Genomic DNA, 16,812 nt, shown 5'->3' with positions numbered 1-16,812 from the left:
ATGCCGCACACCCACCTGGACGCCGAGGGCCACCCCAGGCCGCAGCTCGTCCGGGACCCCCGCTGGCGCGAGCTGAGCGGCCCCTGGCGGTTCGCCCACGACGACGCGGACCACGGCCGGTCCGACCGCTGGATGGATCCGGCGACCACCGCCCCGTACACCCGCACCATCACCGTCCCCTACCCGCCCGAGTCCGCCGCCTCCGGCATCGCGGACACCGGCTTCCACCCGGTGCTCTGGTACCGGCGCACCCTCGACCTCACCCGGCCGGCCCCCGGCCGCCGGCTGCTGCTGCACTTCGGTGCGGTCGACCACCGGGCCGACATCTGGCTCGACGGCCACCCCGTGGGCCGGCACGAGGGCGGCCACACCCCCTTCAGCTGCGATCTCACCGAGGCCATCGGCCGGGACGGCCCGCACATCCTGGTGGTACGGGCCGAGGACCAGCCGTCCGACGCCACCCAGCCCCGGGGCAAGCAGGACTGGCGCCGCGAACCGCACACCATCTGGTACCACCGCACCTCCGGCATCTGGCAGCCGGTGTGGCTGGAGGAGGTCCCCGAGCAGCATGTGACGCGACTGCACTGGATTCCCGAGGTCGCCCACGCCCGGGTCCGCTGCCGACTTGGCCTCAGCCGCTGGCCGCGCCGCCCGCTGCGGCTGACGGTCCGCCTGACCCTGGGCGACCGGCTGCTCGCGGAGCAGCGGATGCTGACCGACGGCCAGGAGGCGGCGTTCGACATCTCCGTCCCCGCGCTGCGGCACGCCCAGGACCTCGACGGCCTGCTGTGGAGCCCCGAGCACCCGCAGCTGGTCGACGCGACGGTGGAGCTGACCGACGCGGCCGACGGCACCCCCGTGGACCTGGTGCACTCCTATCTGGGCCTGCGCGACCTCGGCTGGGACGACGGGGTCTTCCTGCTCAACCACAAGCCGTACTTCCTGCGGTTCGCGCTCCAGCAGGGCTACTGGCCCGACAGCCGGCTGGCCGCCCCGGCCGGCGGGCTGCGCCGGGACGCCGAGCTGGCCAAGGAGATCGGCCTCAACGGGCTGCGCCTGCACCAGAAGCTGGAGGACCCCCGGTTCCTCTACTGGGCGGACCGGCTGGGGCTGCTGCTGTGGGAGGAGATGCCGTCCGCGTACGTGTTCGGTACGGAGACCGTGCGGCGGGTGACCGCCGAATGGACCGAGGCGATCCTGCGCGATCTCAGCCACCCCTCGATCGTCGCCTGGGTGCCGGTGAACGAGTCCTGGTCCGTGCCGAACCCCGCTCTGGTCCCCGAGCAGCGGCATTTCATGGACGCCCTCTACCACCTGACGAAGGCTCTCGACCCGTCCCGCCCGGCGGTCTCCAACGACGGCTGGGAGATCTCCGCCGCCGACATCTGGGGCGTCCACGACTACACACAGGACGCGGCGGTGCTGCGCGAGCGGTACGGGGAGCCCGCGCTGCGGCGCGGTGAGCTGGTCGAGCGGTGGCCGGGGGCGCGGCGGCTCACCCTGGACGGCGTACGGCACCGGGGGCAGCCGGTGGTGCTCAGCGAGTTCGGCGGGGCCACCCTCGAACCGGCCCGGGGCGAGGAGTGGTTCGGGTACGGGACGGTGGCCACCGGGCAGGACTTCGCCGACCGGCTGGCGGCCCTGGTGGCGGCGGCGGTGGACTCCGGGCTTGCCGGGTTCTGCGTCACCCAGTTCACCGACACGGAGCAGGAGATCAACGGGCTGCTGACGGCGGACCGCCGGCCGAAGATCGCGCCCGAGGAGCTGCGCGCCATCCTCACCCGGCCACGCGGCGGGGCGCGGTAGCCGTGCCCGCCGGACAAGCCGGAGGCCGGGCGCTGACGCGCGCCCGGCCTGCTGGTGTGGGGCGGGTGGGACTCGAACCCACGGCCGACGGATTATGAGTCCGTTGCTCTAACCGGCTGAGCTACCGCCCCATCAACGGCGTGCCGCGCACACTTGTGCGCGCCGTCTGCCGCAGCATAGCTGCTCATACGATCTCCCGCCCGGACCGGGGGCGGTTGTACGGAGGCTAGGACAACGGTCACGGGGTGATCGGTTCCCGGTCAGCGGGCAGTGATGCATGCGGAACGCCGAAGGGCCCCTGAACGGGGCCCTTCGAGTGATGCTCCCCCGACTGGACTCGAACCAGTAACCTGCCGGTTAACAGCCGGCTGCTCTGCCAATTGAGCTACAGGGGACTGCGCCGCTCGGGTCTGCCTCCCCAACCTTCCGGGGGCGTTCCCTCGCTGCGGGCAATACATTAGCGCATGTGAGGCGGTGCTTCGAAATCGGTTAACGGGGCGCCTGTAAGTACGACAGGCAGTACGTACGAGGAAGGACGCATCCCCATGCGCAAGCTCATCTTCGTCGCAGGTGCGGCGGTCGGTTACGTGCTCGGTGCCCGGGCCGGGCGCGAGCGGTACGAGCAGCTGGTGGAGGCCGCTCAGCGGTTCCTGGAGCGGCCCGCCGTGCGCAACAGTGTGGACACCGCCAACCAGACCGGACGCCAGGCCGCCGCGAAGGCCGCCGGCGCCGTGATGGACCGGGCCGGCGACAAGCTGCCGGACCCGGTGGTGGAGAAGCTGCGCGAGGTGCGCCGGTCCGGGGCGACGGGAAGAGTCGACGAAGAGGCCGCCTGACCCCGTACCCCCGCCCACCCTCGTACCCCGCCCGCCTCTCCCGCCCTGCCGCCGCCTCTTGCCGGGGGAGTGCCCGGCTCGGTAGCGTGCTGTTCGGCATTCCGGCAGCTGCCCGGAATGCCGAACACGAAACGAGCGGAGGCCGCGGTCATGGGGCGTCGCGTACCGGCGGTCAGCCGGGCGTTGGACATATTGGAGCTGTTCCTCGACGGGGACGGCACGCTCTCCGCGCCCGAGATCACCCGCAGACTCCAGCTGCCGCGCACCACCGTCCACGAGCTGGTCACCACCCTGGCCGCCCGCTCCTATCTGGTCCCGGTCCCCGAGCAGCCCGGCCGCTACCGGCTCGGCGTGCGCACGTACCAGCTCGGCAGCCGCTACGCCGAGCAGCTCGACCTGGCCGCCGAGGGGCAGCAGGTCGCCCGCGCCGTCGCCGAGACCTGCGGGGAGACCGTGCATGTCGCCGTCCTGGAGGGCGCCGACGTCATCTACATCGCCAAGGTGGACAGCACCCACGCCGTACGGATGGTCTCCGCCACCGGCCGCCGGCTGCCCGCGCACTGCACCGCCGTCGGCAAGATGCTGCTGGCCGCCCTGCCGGCCGAGGACCTGGCCGCCCGGCTGCCGGCCGAGCTGACCGCCATGACCCCCAACTCCCTCACTTCCCCCGAGGACTTGCGCGCCGAGCTGGCGCGGGTACGGGAGCGGGGCATCGCCTACGAGCAGCGCGAGTCCAACCCGGACGTCAGCTGTGTGGCCGCCCCGGTACGGGACCGGGCCGGCCGGGTGGTCGCCGCGCTCTCCGTCTCGGTGCCGATGATCCGCTGGAGCGAGCGGCGGCAGGAGGAGCTGGCCGGGCTGGCGGCCCGGGGCGCGGCCGATCTGTCGCGGCGGCTGGGGCACCACGGCGGCGGCAGCGGCGGCAGCGGCGGCCGGGACTAACGGCGGACCGGCAGCACCGGCAGACACTCAAGGGAGAGGGTTCGCGTGACACAGCAGCTGGGACAGGGGCTTGAGGTCGCGATAAGGGGCCGGGCGGAGCTGGGCGAGGGTCCGACCTGGGACCCGGCGGCGGGCCGGCTGATCTGGGTGGACATCCTGGGCTCCCGCATCCACTCCTTCGACCCGGCGACCGGCCGGCGCACCGTGCTGCCGGTCGAGCAGCACGTCGGCGCCGCCAAGCCACGGGCCGGCGGCGGCCTGGTCGCCAATCTGCGCGACGGCATCGGCCTGTACGAGCCGGACGGCACCGGCTTCCGCTGGCTGCACCGCGAGGTGGTGCCGGGGCGGCGCGCCAACGACGCGGCGGTGGCCCCGGACGGCTCGCTGTGGGCGGGGAGCATGCGGTACGACCAGGCTCCCGGCGGCGGCGCACTGATCCGGGTGGACGCGGACGGCACCGTCCACACCCTGCTGCCCGAGGTCACCGTCAGCAACGGCCTGGGCTGGAGCCCGGACGGCGGGCGGGCGTACTACGTCGACAGCCCCACCCGGCGGATCGATGTGCTGACCTTCACCGACGAGGGCGAGGTGCGGCGCGATCCGCTGGTGGACACCAGCGGCGTGGCCGGCGACCCGGACGGGCTGACGGTGGACGCCGACGGCTGCCTGTGGGTGGCGTTCTGGGGCGGCGCGGCGGTGCTGCGCTACACGCCGGCCGGCGAGCTGGACCGTACGGTGCCGGTGCCGGTCTCGCAGCCCACCGCCTGCGCGTTCGGCGGGGCCGACCTGACCGATCTGTACATCACCACCGCCGCCACCGGGACCGATCCGGCGGCCGAACCGCTGGCCGGCTCGGTGCTGGTGCTGCCGGGCGCGGGCCTCGGGCTGCCGCAGCCGGCGTTCGCGGGGTAGCGGTACGGAACACCCGCCGGGGGGAAAGGGTTGCACGGGCGGGGCCGCGGCACCGCGGCCCCGCCGAGCGGTCGTCCCCCCCCGGAGGTTCATCCATGACCCTGCCCACCACCACCCAGGCATGGCATCTCGTCGCGCGCCCGCACGGCGTCCCCGTCCCCGGGGACTTCGCGCTGCGTGAGATCCCGCTGCCGGCCCCGGGCGCCGGGCAGTTGCTGGTACGGAACGTCTTTCTGTCCGTGGACCCATATATGCGCGGCCGGATGAACGACGTCCCCTCGTACGTGCCCCCGTTCCGGCTGGACGCCCCGATGGACGGCGCCGCGGTCGGCGAGGTGCTCGCGGTGGGGGAGGGGGTCACCGGGTTCGCCCCGGGGGATCAGGTGCTGCACAGCCTGGGATGGCGTACGCACACGGTGCTCGACTCCGCGCGGGCCACTCGGGTGTCCGCCGACGAGGCCCCGCTCAGCAGCTACCTCGGAGTGCTGGGCGCGACCGGCCTGACCGCGTACGCGGGGCTGACGGAGGTGGCCCCGCTGCGGAAGGGCGAGACGGTCTTCGTCTCGGGCGCGGCCGGGGCGGTGGGCAGCGAGGTGGGGCAGCTGGCGCGGCTGCTGGGCGCGGGCCGGGTGATCGGCAGCGCCGGGTCGGCGGAGAAGGTGCGCCGGCTGACGGAGGAGCTGGGCTTCGACGCGGCGTTCAACTACAAGGACCCGACCCCGGTCACCGAGCAGCTGCGGGCGGCGGCGCCGGACGGCATCGACTACTACTTCGACAATGTGGGCGGGGAGCAGCTGGAGGCGGCGATCGACGCGTTCAACCTCCACGGCCGGGCGGTGATCTGCGGGATGATCTCGCTGTACAACGCCACCGAGCCGCCGGCCGCGCCGCGCAATCTGGCGCAGATCATCGGCAAGCGGCTGCGGATCGAGGGGATGCTGGTGCTCGACCACCTGGAGTTGCAGCCGCGCTTCCTGGAGCGGGTGAGCGGCTGGGTGCGCTCGGGCGAACTGCGCTACGAGGAGACCGTGGTGGACGGCATCGAGCACACGGTGGACGCGTTCCTGGGTCTGCTGCGCGGGGAGAACACCGGGAAGATGCTGGTGCGGTTGTAGGGCACCGAGGTGGGCCGGGGCCCGGGTGGACGCCATGGGCGGTCCGCCCGGGCCCTGTTGTGTGCCGGCGCGGGAAAATTTCGGTTCTTGTGTCCTGACGGTTGACCCTGTGGTGCGGCGGCCTTACGTTTCGAGCGCGTTCGGATATCCGATCGTCGTTCGAAATATCGATCGACTGTGTCTATGGGGATGAGAGCCGCCGATGTCCCAACACTCCCTTCCACCACCCGGGTTCACCCGGCGCCGACTGCTGGCCGGGGCCGCCGGGGCGAGCGGTGCCGCCGCGCTGGGATCGCTCGCCACCGGGTGCGGATCCCCGGTCTCGATCGCCGGCGACGGCGAACGCGTCCGGTTCTGGAACCTCTTCGGCGGCGGCGACGGCGCCAACATGCGCGCCATGCTCGACCGGTTCCGCGCCGAACACCCCGGCATCACCGTCGACGACGTCACCCTGGAGTGGGGCGCCCCGTACTACACCAAGCTCGCCATGGCCGGCGCCGGCGGCCGGGCCCCCGAACTGGGCGTCGTCCACCTCGGCCGGCTGCCCGGCTTCGCCCCCGGCCGGCTCCTGGACCCCATCGACACCGACCTGCTCGCCCAACAGGGCATCCGCCGCGAGGACTTCAACCCACTGCTGTGGGACGCCGCCACCATCGACGGCCGGCTGTACGGGCTGCCGCTGGACGTCTTCGCCTTCGTCCACTTCTACAACCGCCCGGTGTGCGAGCAGGCCGGACTGCTCGGCCCGGACGGCAAGCTGCTCCCCACCCGTGGCGAGGCCGGCTTCCTCGCCGCGCTGGACGCCGTACGCGAGGTCACCGGCGCCTCACCACTGGGCTGGAACGCCCTGCAACCCGTCGAATGCTGGTGGGCGTTCCTCTCCCTCTACACCCAGACGGACGGGGCGCTGCTCAGCCCCGACTCCACCGCCATCGCCCTCGACGACGACAAGGCCGAGACCGTACTGGCCTTCCTCGCCCGCCTGGTGGCCGAGGAATACTGCATACCCGGCCAGGACCTGGTGGGTTATCTCGTCAACGGCGGCGGCTTCGTCTGGTTCGGCAACTGGCTGGTCATCAACTTCCGGGACGCCGCGATGGACTTCGGCGTCACCCCGTTCCCCACCATCCTCGGCGACACCCCCGCCGGCCAGGCCGACGGCCACACCCTCGTCCTGCCGCACCAGGACAACCGGGGCGGCCCGGCGCACGAGAACGCCCACGTGCTGATGGCCTGGCTGCTGCGCAACAGCATCGACTGGGCCGCCGCCAGCCATGTCCCGGCCTATCTCCCGGTACTGGCCGACCCCGCCTACCTCGCCATGGAGCCGCAGGCCGAATACCGCGCCGCCATGGACCAGGCCGCCTTCGACCCGCCCGCCTGGTTCGCCGGCACCCAGTCCGCGCTCCAGACGGATGTCGGCAACACCATCTCCGCCGCCGCCATGGGCTTCACCACCCCGGCCCAGGGCGTCCGGGACATCCGGGCGGCGCTCGGCAAACTGCTCGCCACCCGCAACCCCTTCGGCGGACGGAGCGCGGCATGAGCGCCCCGGCGATCCGCGCCCGCCGCGGCCTCTTCCAGCACGGCGCCTGGTTCGTCGCCCCGTTCCTGCTGCTGTACGCGCTGTTCCTGATCTGGCCGCTGATCTCCGGCTTCTGGTACAGCCTGAACGAGACCAACCTGGCCGGCATCGACACCGAGTTCATCGGCCTCGACAACTACCGCGAGGCGTTCCGCGACGAAGCGGTGTGGGACTCCCTGGGCAACACCCTCAAGTTCACCGTCATGATCACCCCGCTGATCGTGCTCGCCGCCCTCGGCCTCGCCCTCCTCGCCCACCACATCAAACGCGGCAAGTGGTTCTGGCGGCTGGCCTTCTTCGCCCCGTTCCTGCTGCCCTCCGCCGTCATCGCCCAGATGTGGAAGTGGCTGTACGAACCGGACTTCGGGCTGCTCAACAACACCCTCGGCCACCGGGTGCCCTGGCTGATCGACGCCGACTGGGCGATGTTCTCCATCGTGCTCGCCACCGTGTGGTGGACCGTCGGCTTCAGCTTCCTGCTCTACCTCGCCGCCCTCCAGTCCATCCCCGGCCACCTGTACGAGGCCGCCGCGCTGGACGGCGCCGGACCCATCGCCCGCATGTGGCACATCACGGTGCCGATGCTGCGCAACATCACCGGCCTCATCGTCATCCTCCAACTGCTCGCCTCGCTCCAGGTCTTCGACCAGATCTTCCTGATGACCGGCGGCGGCCCCAACAACGAGACCCGGCCCGTCGTCCAGTACGTCATCCAGCAGGGCTTCACCAGCTACCGCATCGGCTACGCGTCGGCGATCTCGTACATCGTCTTCGTCCTCATCGTCACGGTCACGCTGCTGCGGATGTGGCTGCTGCGCACCCGGGGGGAGAAGGTCCAGTGAGCACCATCCGCGTCAAGCTCCGGCGCAACGCCGGGCAGATCACCCTCACCGCCATCGCGAGCCTGCTGGCCGCCCTGTGGCTGGTGCCCTTCGGGTGGGCGCTGTCCACCTCCCTCAAGCCCGAGGGCGACACCCAGAAACTGCCGCTGAAGTGGCTCCAGTCCAACATGAGCCCGGACGCCTACCGCAAGGTACTCGGCGAGGGCGACATCCCCGCCTGGCTGCTCAACTCGGTGATCGTGTCCACCGGCGTCACCGCGCTCACCGTCACCGTGTGCGCGCTGGCCGCCTACGGCTTCGCCCGCACCGAATTCCGGTTCCGCAAGCCGCTGTTCGGGCTGATCCTGGCCGGCATCATGGTGCCGGGGACGGTCATCACCGCCCCGCAGTTCGCCAACGTACGGTCGCTGGGCCTGGTGGACACCTACTGGGGCGTCATCCTGCCGCAGGTCGCCGCGCCCGCCATGCTGTTCATCCTCTACAAGTTCTTCCAGGCGGTGCCGCCCGAGCTTGAGGAGGCCGCCACCATCGACGGGGCCGGCCGCTGGCGGATTTTTTTCCGGATCGTGCTGCCGCTGTCCCGCCCGGTGCTGGCCGCCGTGTCGATCTTCACCTTCATCGGCTCCTGGAACAACTTCCTGTGGCCCTACCTGGCCACCACCGACCCGGACCTCGCCACCCTCCCGGTCGGGCTCGCCACCATCCAGTCCAGCTTCGGGATCCGCTGGGCCCAGCTGATGGCCATGTCCCTGCTGGCCGCGCTGCCGCTGCTGATCGTGTTCGTGTTCTTCCAGCGGCAGATCGTCCGGGGCGTCGCGCACACCGGCATCGCCGGCCAGTGACCCATCACCGTCCGCAAAGGAGCCGCACGGGAATGAGAACGGGAATGAAACGCCTGCTGACCTTACTGACCGCCGCCACCCTGGCGGTCGCCCTCCCGGCCGGCCCGGCCGGGGCGGCCGAGTACCCCGACCCGTACCCCGCGGCCGGGGACACCCAACTGCACGACCCGACCATGATCCGGCTCGCCGACGGCCGGTACGTCGCCTACGGCTCGCACCGCAACGTCGACGCCCACGTCTCCACCGACATGGTCAACTGGACCCGGCAGGGCGGCGCGTTCGCCCCGCAGAACGTGCCCGCCTGGTGGGACCGCTACAGCACCGAGGACCGCCCCTGGGCCCCGGACATCTCCTACGCGAACGGCCAGTACTGGCTCTACTACGCCGTCTCCACCTTCGGCTCGCAGAACTCCGCCATCGGCCTGGCCACCAGCCCCACCGGCGCGCCCGGCACCTTCACCGACCGGGGCATCGTGCTGACCAGTGCCACCGGCGACCGGTACAACGCCATCGACCCGGCCGTACTGTGGGACGGCGGCCGGCTGTGGATGACGTTCGGCTCGTACTGGACCGGCATCCACATCGTGGAGCTGAACCCGGCCACCGGGCTGCGCAGCGGCAACCCGCCCATCACCCACCTCGCCACCCGGCCCGACGCGCCGTACGCGGTGGAGGCCGGCCAGGTCGTCAGGCGCGGCGGCTGGTACTACCTGTTCGCCTCGTACGACCGCTGCTGCGCCGGGCTCGACTCCACGTACAAGATCCGGGTGGGCCGCTCGACCTCGCCGACCGGCCCGTTCACCGACAGCGCCGGGCGCTCGATGCTGAACGGCGGCGGCGATCTGCTGCTGGGCAACAGCGGCCGGTATCTGGGCCCCGGCGGGCAGCATGTGCTGCTCGGCGACGGCGGGCGGGATCTGCTCGTGTACCACTACTACGACACCCAGCGCGGCGGTGAGCCGCATCTGGCGATCAGCCGGCTCGGCTGGACGGCGGCCGGCTGGCCGGTGGTGGTGCCGACCAGCGGCTGACGCGGCCGGGGGAGTGGAGAGGAAGAGGAGCCGGCGGACGTGACGGGGACCCCGTTGACGCCGGCTCCTTCCCACCTTAGATTTTCTTTTTGTTCGAAGCTGCGACCGATGTACGAAATAACGAACACCATCGAACAACACCGTTCAGTCAGTCAGGGACCCGCATGAGTGCTCAGCAGACGACCGCCCGCTTCACCCTCGACCCCGCCTTCGCCGTCTCCGAGGTGGACCCGCGGCTCTTCGGCTCCTTCGTGGAGCACCTGGGACGCTGCGTCTACACCGGTATCTACGAACCGGGCCACCCCACCGCCGACGCCGCCGGGCTGCGCACCGACGTCCTGGACCTGGTCCGCGAACTCGGCGTCACCGCCATCCGCTACCCCGGCGGCAACTTCGTCTCCGGCTACAAGTGGGAGGACAGCGTCGGCCCCAAGGAGGACCGGCCGCGCCGTCTCGACCTGGCCTGGCGCTCCACCGAGTCCAACCAGTTCGGGCTGAGCGAGTTCATCGACTTCGTCCGCAAGGTCGGCGGCACCCCGATGATGGCCGTCAACCTCGGCACCCGCGGCGTCGCCGAAGCCCTGGAACTCCAGGAGTACGCCAACCACCCCGGCGGCACCGCCCTGTCCGACCTGCGCGCCGCGCACGGCGACAAGGACCCGTTCGACATCAAGCTGTGGTGCCTGGGCAACGAGATGGACGGCCCCTGGCAGACCGGCCACAAGACGGCCGAGGAGTACGGGCGGCTGGCCGCCGAGACGGCGCGCGCCATGCGGCAGATCGACCCCGACGTGGAACTCGTCGCCTGTGGCAGCTCCGGCTCCGGCATGGCCACCTTCGCCGAGTGGGAGGCCACCGTCCTCCAGCACTCCTACGACCTGGTCGACCATGTCTCGCTGCACGCCTACTACGAGGAGAAGGACGGCGACCGCGACTCGTTCCTCGCCTCGGCGGTGGACACCGAGTCCTTCATCGAGAAGGTCGTCGCCACCTGCGACCACGTCGGCGCCAAGCTCAAGTCGGAGAAGAGGATCAATCTCTCCTTCGACGAGTGGAACGTCTGGTACATGAACCCGGACGCCCCCGCCCACACCGACCCGCCGCAGGAGGACTGGGAGGAGGTCCCCCGGCTGCTGGAGAACCACTACAGCGTCGTCGACGCCGTGGTCTTCGGCTCGCTGCTGATCGCCCTGCTGCGGCACGCCGACCGGGTCAAGGTGGCCTGCCTGGCCCAGCTGGTCAACGTCATCGCCCCGATCCTCGCCGAGCCGGGCGGCCCGGCGTGGAAGCAGACCACCTACTTCCCCTTCGCCGCCGCCTCCAAGTACGGGCGCGGCACGGTGCTGGACGTACGGGCCGACTCGCCCACCTACGAGACCAAGAAGTTCGGCACGGTGGACCTGCTGCACACCACGGCCGTGCGGAACGAGGAGACCGGCGAGGTCACCATCTTCGCCGTCAACCGCAGCCAGACCGACGCCCTGCCGCTGGAGGCGGTGCTGCACGGCCTGGAGCTGAGCCGGGTGGTGGAGCACAGCGTCCTGTCCGACGCGGACCCCGACGCCCGCAACACGCTGGAGAACACCGAGCGGGTCGCCCCGCACGCCGGCGCCGGTACGGAGCTGGCCGGCGGCACGCTGACCGCCACCCTGGAGCCGCTGTCCTGGAACGTCATCCGGCTCGCGTAACCACCCCGGCCCCGCCGGCCGGGACCGCCGTTCGCGGTCCCGGCCGGTTGCCCGGTTGCCCGGTCACGCGGTTACTTCTGGGTGCATATCGGGCAGTTCTCCTTCTTCCGCTTGCCGTCGTAGTGCACCCAGACCCACCCCTTGCCCGCGCACGATCCACACTCAGCCATCGTCCGTATCCCCTCTCGTGGTGAGGATGTCCGCCGCCGCGAAGGACGGATCATCCAGCCATACGTACTGTCGCTCCCGGGTGAGCCGCAGGCCCATCCGGTCCGGTCCGGGCGAGCCCCGGTCGGTCCATGTGGTGTGAATGCGCTCCGCCTCGTCCCACAGATCGCGCGGCCCGCTCTGCACGACCCGGCCATCCCGTACAGCGGCGCGCGAGCCGGCGGCGGACAGCACCGGATCGCCGTCCCGGTCCGCCCAGGGCAGATCACCGAGCAGCACGTCGAACAGCAACTGGAGCCCGGGCGGCGGATCGAGCAGCGGCGCCGGATCGCGCTCCAGCCGACGCGTCCTGGCCGGACCGGGACCGGCGGTGACGGCCGCCGCCCCGGGCGCCTCGCGCTGCGAGCGGAGCAGCATGAACGCGCAGTCGTCGTGGAACGTCCCCAGCGCCGTACCGTCGTCCGCGACCACCAGCCGCACCAGCCGCATCACCGGCGCGTACGGCAGCACGATGACGCCACCGGGCCGGGTCTGTTCGATCCAGGCGTACGGGATCTCCCGCACCCCGGCGGTGATGTGCAGCCGGTCGAACGGCGCGTGCTCCGGCGCCCCCGCGGCGCCGTCCCCGACCACGATCCGGGGCCGCAGCCCGGCCGCCCGCAGACTGGCGTCGGCGACCGCCGCCAGCGTGGCGTCTATCTCGACCGTCGTCACCCGCTCCACGGAGCCGGTCAGCTCGGACAGCAGCCCGGCGGTCCAGCCGGTGCCGGTCCCCACCTCAAGCACCCGGTCCCCGGGCCCGGGAGCCAGCCGGCGCAGAAACGCGGCGATCAGCAGCGGGCTCGACGCCGAGCAGGTCGGCGCGAAGGTACGGGCGGCGTTCGCCGCCGTCAGCTCGGTCGCCCCGTCGTCCAACTGCGTATAGATCACGGTGTCGGAGCACACCGCCCGCCACCACGGGCCGGGGTCGCGCTCCCGGTCGATCCAGTACCCCTCCCCGGCCGGGGGCTGGGCCCAGGCCGCGGCCGGAATGAACTGGTGCCGGGGCACCCGGATCATCGCGTCGGCCAGCGGCGGCGGCGGTTGCGGTGGCGGCGCATGCGCGCGGGGCAACTCCATCGGCACGGTGGAGCCTCTCCTGTGGGGGCGGCGATTCCGACCATGAGCCCTACCCCACGTAAACCTCGCGCAAGCCGCAGGAGATGAACGAGTACGCGGAAGGGGACAAAGGCATATGCGACCCCGCACGCGGGAACGAACACCACGGATGACGCGCTATGCCGACACCAGCCCCGCCTCGTACGCGGTGATCACCAACTGCACCCGGTCCCGGGCCGCCAGCTTGGTGAACAACCGCGCCACATGCGCCTTCGCCGTGGCCACACTGATCGTCAGCTCGGCGGCGATCTCCGCGTTGGACAGGCCCCGGCCCACCAGGACCAGCACCTCACGCTCCCGCTCGGTGACACTCTCCGGCAGCGGCCGGACGACGGCCGCCGGGGCCGGGCGCACCGCCGGGCGGGCCACGAACTCCTCGATCAACCGCCGGGTGACCCCCGGCGCGATCAGCGCGTCCCCGGCCGCCACCACCCGCACCGCCGTCAGGATGTCGTCCAGCGCCATGTCCTTCACCAGGAAGCCACTGGCCCCCGCGCGCAGCGCCCCGTACACATACGCGTCGTCGTCGAAGGTGGTGAGCACCAGCACCCGGGGCGCCCCCGCGCCGCCCGCCGTGATGATCCCGGTGGCCTCGATGCCGTCCATGCCCGGCATCCGGATGTCCATCATCACCACATCGGGCCGCAGTCCGGCGGCGAGCGCGACCGCCTCGGCCCCGGTGCCGGCCTCGCCCACCACCTCCAGGCCGGCCGTATCGGCCATCAGCACCCGCAGCCCGGTGCGGATGAGCGGCTGATCGTCGGCGAGCAGCACGCGTACGGTCACCGGCCGACCCCGACCGGTACGGGCAGCGGCAGCACCGCCGCCACCCGGTAGCCGCCCGCCGGGCCCGGCCCGGCCGTCAGCGTGCCGCCGAGCAGCGCGGCCCGCTCCCGCATGCCGACGATCCCGTAACCGGTGGCTCCCCGCCCCGCCCCGCCGGCCGCGCCAGGACCCCGCCCCTGATCGGTGACCTCGATCGACAGTCCGCCGTCGGTGACGCCCAGCGTCACCTGGCACTTCCCGGTCCGCGCGTGCCGCACCACATTCGTCACCGCCTCCTGAACGATCCGGAACGCCGCCAGCTCGATGTCGGCCGGCAGCGGGCGCCGCTCGCCGTCCCACCGCACCGCCACCCGTACCCCGGCGCCCTGGGCCGTGGCCACCAGCCCGTCGAGGTCGGCCAGCGAGGGGGTCGGGCCGAGCGGTACGGGGCGGCGCAGCGTGCCCAGCATCCGCCGCAGTCCGGACAGCGTCTCCCGGCTGGTGGCCTCGATGGCGCCCAGCGCCTTGCGGGCCTCGGCCGGCCGGCTGTCGATGACCCGGCCGCCCATCCCGGCCTGGATGGCGATGATGCCGATGCTGTGCGCGACCATGTCGTGCACCTCGCGGGCGATCCGCAGCCGCTCGGCGGTCACCGCCGCCTCGGCCGCCTGGGCGCGCAGTGCCTCCTCGTGGGCGCGGCCCTGATGGATGGAGTGGCCGATCAGCCAGGCGATGACGGCGGTCAGTACGACGGTGGCGGCCGTCGAGACCTCCGCCGGCATCCCGAGCGCCACCCGGATCGCCGCGTAACCGATCAGCACACCCACCGCCATCCTGGCGGCGGTGAGGGAGGTACGACGCGGGCAGGTCGCCGCGATGAAGCACAGCGCCACATCGGCCGGCAGGAACTGCAACAGCGGGATGTCCTTCACGGAGATCCCCATGGTGGTGATCACCGTGCCGGCCAGCAGGAGGGAGAACGCGAGCAGGGTGCGCCGCCGCAGCACCCCTGCGGCGATCATCAGCACGGCGGCCACCGACAGCATCGGCCAGCCGGTCATGGAGCCCGAGGGCCTGCCGAACACGAAGTACCAGGGGCCCATCATGTGGGTCAGGGTGTCCATGACCAGCGTGTACACGGTGCCCGCGCACCACAGCAGCACCAGCCACACGCCGGGCGGGACGCGCCGCAACGGGGACGGCGCGGCGGGCGGGGGCGCGGTGGCGGTGGTGCTCATGGAGCCGATGCTAGGCGCCGGGGCGCGGTCGGACCATTGGCCGGCGGGCGTACGCCCCGGGGCTACCGTGCGCGCCGGGATTGCGGCCGGCGGGCCGATGCCGGGCACGGGACCCGGACGGCACCGTGGGGCAGGTGATCGAAGTACAGCACCTCACCAAGCGATACGGGCCGGCCACCGCCGTCCGCGATCTGACGTTCACCGTCCGGCCCGGCAAGGTCACCGGCTTCCTCGGCCCCAACGGCGCCGGCAAGAGCACCACCTTGCGGATGATCCTCGGGCTGAACGACCCCACCTCCGGCACCGCCACCGTCAGCGGCCAACAGCTCCGGCAGCTCCCGCGTGGCCTGCGCCACGTCGGCGCGCTGCTGGACGCCCACGATGTGCACGGCGGACGCACCGCCTCGGCGCATCTGACGGCGCTGGCGGTGAGCAACGGCATCCCCCGGGCGCGGGTCGCCGAGGTGCTGGGGGAGGTGGGTCTGGCGGACGCGGCGCGACGCCGGATCGGCGGATTCTCGCTCGGCATGAAGCAGCGGCTCGGCATCGCGGGCGCGCTGCTCGGCGACCCACCCGTCCTGGTCTTCGACGAGCCGCTGAACGGCCTCGACCCCGAGGGCGTCCGGTGGATCCGCGACCTCTTCCGAAGACTGGCCGCCGAGGGCCGAACCGTCTTCGTCTCCAGCCATCAGATGCGCGAGGTGGAGCACACCGCCGAGGATCTGGTGGTCATCGGCCGGGGCGAACTGATCGCGGCCGAGAGCGTCACCGAGTTCGCGGCCCGGGGCGCCAGGCAATCCGTCACCGTGCGCACCCCGGATCCGGCCGCGCTGACGGCCGCACTGACCGCCGAGGGCGCGCGGGTCGACCCGGGGGACGACGGCGCCCTGACGGTCACCGGGCCCACCGCGGCGCGCATCGGCGAACTCGCCCTGCGACACGGCCTCGTGCTGCTCGAACTGACCACCACGACCTCCTCCCTGGAGGACGCCTTCATGGAACTGACCGCCGACAGCCTCGACTACCCCGCGGGAGACCCCCGATGACCCCCCGCCCCCGATTCCGGCAGCTGCTCGCCGCCGAATGGATCAAACTGTGGTCGCTGCGCTCCAGTTACTGGGTGCTGGGGGTGGGCACGCTCGCCGTCATCGCGATCAACGTCAACTCGGCCCGCTCCAACGCCGACCGGCTGGCCACCATGTGGCCGCCGCCGGAGGGCCTGGACCCGCGCATGATGTTCGACCCGATGAGCTCCGCCTTCGTCGACCCCGCCTTCCAGATCCTGGCGATCATCGCGGGCAGCGTCGGCGCCCTCGTCCTCTTCGGCGAGTACACCAGCGGCCTGATCCGTACGACCATGGCGGCGGTCCCGGACCGGCGGGGGGTGGTGGCGGCCAAGGTGCTCGTGGTGACGGGCGTCACCCTGGTGATGGGCGCGGTCGTCGCGGTCACCTCGTTCGGCGTCAGCCAGTGGCTGCTGCGGGACTACGGGGGCTTGTCGATCACCGCCCCTGGCGCCCGGGGCGCCGTACTGGCCTCGGTGCTGCTGGCCCCGGTGAGCGCCCTGGTGGGCATGGCCACCGCAGCCCTGATCCGGCACGCGACCGGCACCGTGGTGACCACCATCGGGGTATTGCTCCTGTTGCCCACGCTGTTCGGCGGCGACACCTACCGCTGGGTGACGGAGATCGGCAACGCGATGCCCATCCGCGCCTGGAACGCCCTGACCACCAACCCGGCGATGGACTTCGACCTGGGCAAGTACCCGGCGTCCGCCACCGAATCGTGGATCGTGCTGGCGGCCTGGCCGCTGCTCGCGGCACTGACGGCGATCGTGGTGGTGCACCGCAGGGACCTGTGACCGCCAGGGCCGGCCGGGGCCCA

The 16,812-nt window shown here is 72.1% G+C and carries 15 protein-coding genes and 2 tRNA genes; 12 read left to right on the top strand and 5 right to left on the bottom strand.

What is annotated here, in order from left to right; all coding sequences use genetic code 11:
- Positions 1-1,806, top strand: coding sequence for a glycoside hydrolase family 2 protein (locus tag AC5WRL_RS06925; protein WP_496087410.1), 1,806 nt, complete (start codon positions 1-3; stop codon positions 1,804-1,806).
- Between the two features lie 57 nt (positions 1,807-1,863).
- Here the strand turns inward: AC5WRL_RS06925 and AC5WRL_RS06920 are convergent.
- Both AC5WRL_RS06920 and AC5WRL_RS06915 read right to left on the bottom strand, forming a co-directional pair.
- A tRNA-Ile gene (locus AC5WRL_RS06920) sits at positions 1,864-1,937 on the bottom strand.
- Between the two features lie 191 nt (positions 1,938-2,128).
- Positions 2,129-2,201: transfer RNA gene (locus AC5WRL_RS06915), tRNA-Asn, on the bottom strand.
- 150 nt (positions 2,202-2,351) lie between these two features.
- Here AC5WRL_RS06915 and AC5WRL_RS06910 point away from each other — a divergent pair.
- The 9 genes from AC5WRL_RS06910 to arfA all read left to right on the top strand — a co-directional run bounded on the left by AC5WRL_RS06910 (position 2,352) and on the right by arfA (position 11,599).
- A complete protein-coding gene (locus AC5WRL_RS06910; protein ID WP_496087409.1) occupies positions 2,352-2,642 on the top strand; it encodes a hypothetical protein in 291 nt (96 codons plus the stop codon).
- A gap of 150 nt (positions 2,643-2,792) precedes the next feature.
- Positions 2,793-3,584, top strand: coding sequence for an IclR family transcriptional regulator (locus AC5WRL_RS06905; RefSeq protein ID WP_496087408.1), 792 nt, complete (start codon positions 2,793-2,795; stop codon positions 3,582-3,584).
- Between the two features lie 45 nt (positions 3,585-3,629).
- Positions 3,630-4,496: an SMP-30/gluconolactonase/LRE family protein gene (locus AC5WRL_RS06900; RefSeq protein WP_496087407.1), complete on the top strand. Its 867-nt coding sequence runs from the start codon at positions 3,630-3,632 to the stop codon at positions 4,494-4,496.
- A 95-nt stretch (positions 4,497-4,591) separates the two neighbouring features.
- Positions 4,592-5,611 (top strand): NADP-dependent oxidoreductase, encoded by a 1,020-nt coding sequence (locus AC5WRL_RS06895; protein WP_496087406.1) that lies wholly within the window; start codon positions 4,592-4,594, stop codon positions 5,609-5,611.
- A gap of 202 nt (positions 5,612-5,813) precedes the next feature.
- Positions 5,814-7,157 (top strand): extracellular solute-binding protein, encoded by a 1,344-nt coding sequence (locus tag AC5WRL_RS06890; RefSeq protein WP_496087405.1) that lies wholly within the window; start codon positions 5,814-5,816, stop codon positions 7,155-7,157.
- Positions 7,154-8,038 (top strand): carbohydrate ABC transporter permease, encoded by an 885-nt coding sequence (locus AC5WRL_RS06885; RefSeq protein WP_496087404.1) that lies wholly within the window; start codon positions 7,154-7,156, stop codon positions 8,036-8,038. The genes AC5WRL_RS06890 and AC5WRL_RS06885 overlap by 4 nt, the downstream gene beginning before the upstream one ends.
- Positions 8,035-8,880: a carbohydrate ABC transporter permease gene (locus tag AC5WRL_RS06880; protein ID WP_496087403.1), complete on the top strand. Its 846-nt coding sequence runs from the start codon at positions 8,035-8,037 to the stop codon at positions 8,878-8,880. Before AC5WRL_RS06885 ends, AC5WRL_RS06880 begins: the two co-directional genes overlap by 4 nt.
- 44 nt (positions 8,881-8,924) lie before the next feature.
- Positions 8,925-9,911: an arabinan endo-1,5-alpha-L-arabinosidase gene (locus tag AC5WRL_RS06875; protein ID WP_496087402.1), complete on the top strand. Its 987-nt coding sequence runs from the start codon at positions 8,925-8,927 to the stop codon at positions 9,909-9,911.
- Positions 9,912-10,075: 164 nt separating this feature from the next.
- The gene (gene arfA / locus AC5WRL_RS06870) at positions 10,076-11,599 is read left to right on the top strand and encodes an arabinosylfuranosidase ArfA (RefSeq protein ID WP_496087401.1); all 1,524 of its coding nucleotides are present in this window, start codon (positions 10,076-10,078) and stop codon (positions 11,597-11,599) included.
- 162 nt (positions 11,600-11,761) lie between these two features.
- Here the strand turns inward: arfA and AC5WRL_RS06865 are convergent, their stop codons facing one another.
- From AC5WRL_RS06865 to AC5WRL_RS06855, 3 genes are all read right to left on the bottom strand, one after another.
- Complete coding sequence (locus AC5WRL_RS06865; protein WP_496087539.1) at positions 11,762-12,886, bottom strand: protein-L-isoaspartate O-methyltransferase family protein; 1,125 nt, start codon at positions 12,884-12,886, stop codon at positions 11,762-11,764.
- Between the two features lie 156 nt (positions 12,887-13,042).
- Entirely contained in the window at positions 13,043-13,711 is a 669-nt protein-coding gene (locus tag AC5WRL_RS06860; protein WP_496087400.1) for a response regulator, read from the bottom strand.
- Complete coding sequence (locus tag AC5WRL_RS06855) at positions 13,708-14,928, bottom strand: sensor histidine kinase (RefSeq protein ID WP_496087399.1); 1,221 nt, start codon at positions 14,926-14,928, stop codon at positions 13,708-13,710. Before AC5WRL_RS06855 ends, AC5WRL_RS06860 begins: the two co-directional genes overlap by 4 nt.
- Positions 14,929-15,062: 134 nt before the next feature.
- On the opposite strand from AC5WRL_RS06855, the gene AC5WRL_RS06850 reads away from it, so the two are divergent.
- Both AC5WRL_RS06850 and AC5WRL_RS06845 read left to right on the top strand, forming a co-directional pair.
- Positions 15,063-15,974 (top strand): ABC transporter ATP-binding protein, encoded by a 912-nt coding sequence (locus AC5WRL_RS06850; protein WP_496087398.1) that lies wholly within the window; start codon positions 15,063-15,065, stop codon positions 15,972-15,974.
- Positions 15,971-16,789 (top strand): ABC transporter permease, encoded by an 819-nt coding sequence (locus AC5WRL_RS06845; protein WP_496087397.1) that lies wholly within the window; start codon positions 15,971-15,973, stop codon positions 16,787-16,789. Before AC5WRL_RS06850 ends, AC5WRL_RS06845 begins: the two co-directional genes overlap by 4 nt.
- The last annotated feature ends 23 nt before the right edge of the window (positions 16,790-16,812 follow it).

The sequence above is a fragment of the Streptomyces sp. NTD107 genome, assembly GCF_059510435.1.
This window is presented reverse-complemented; position numbering and strand designations above follow the sequence as displayed.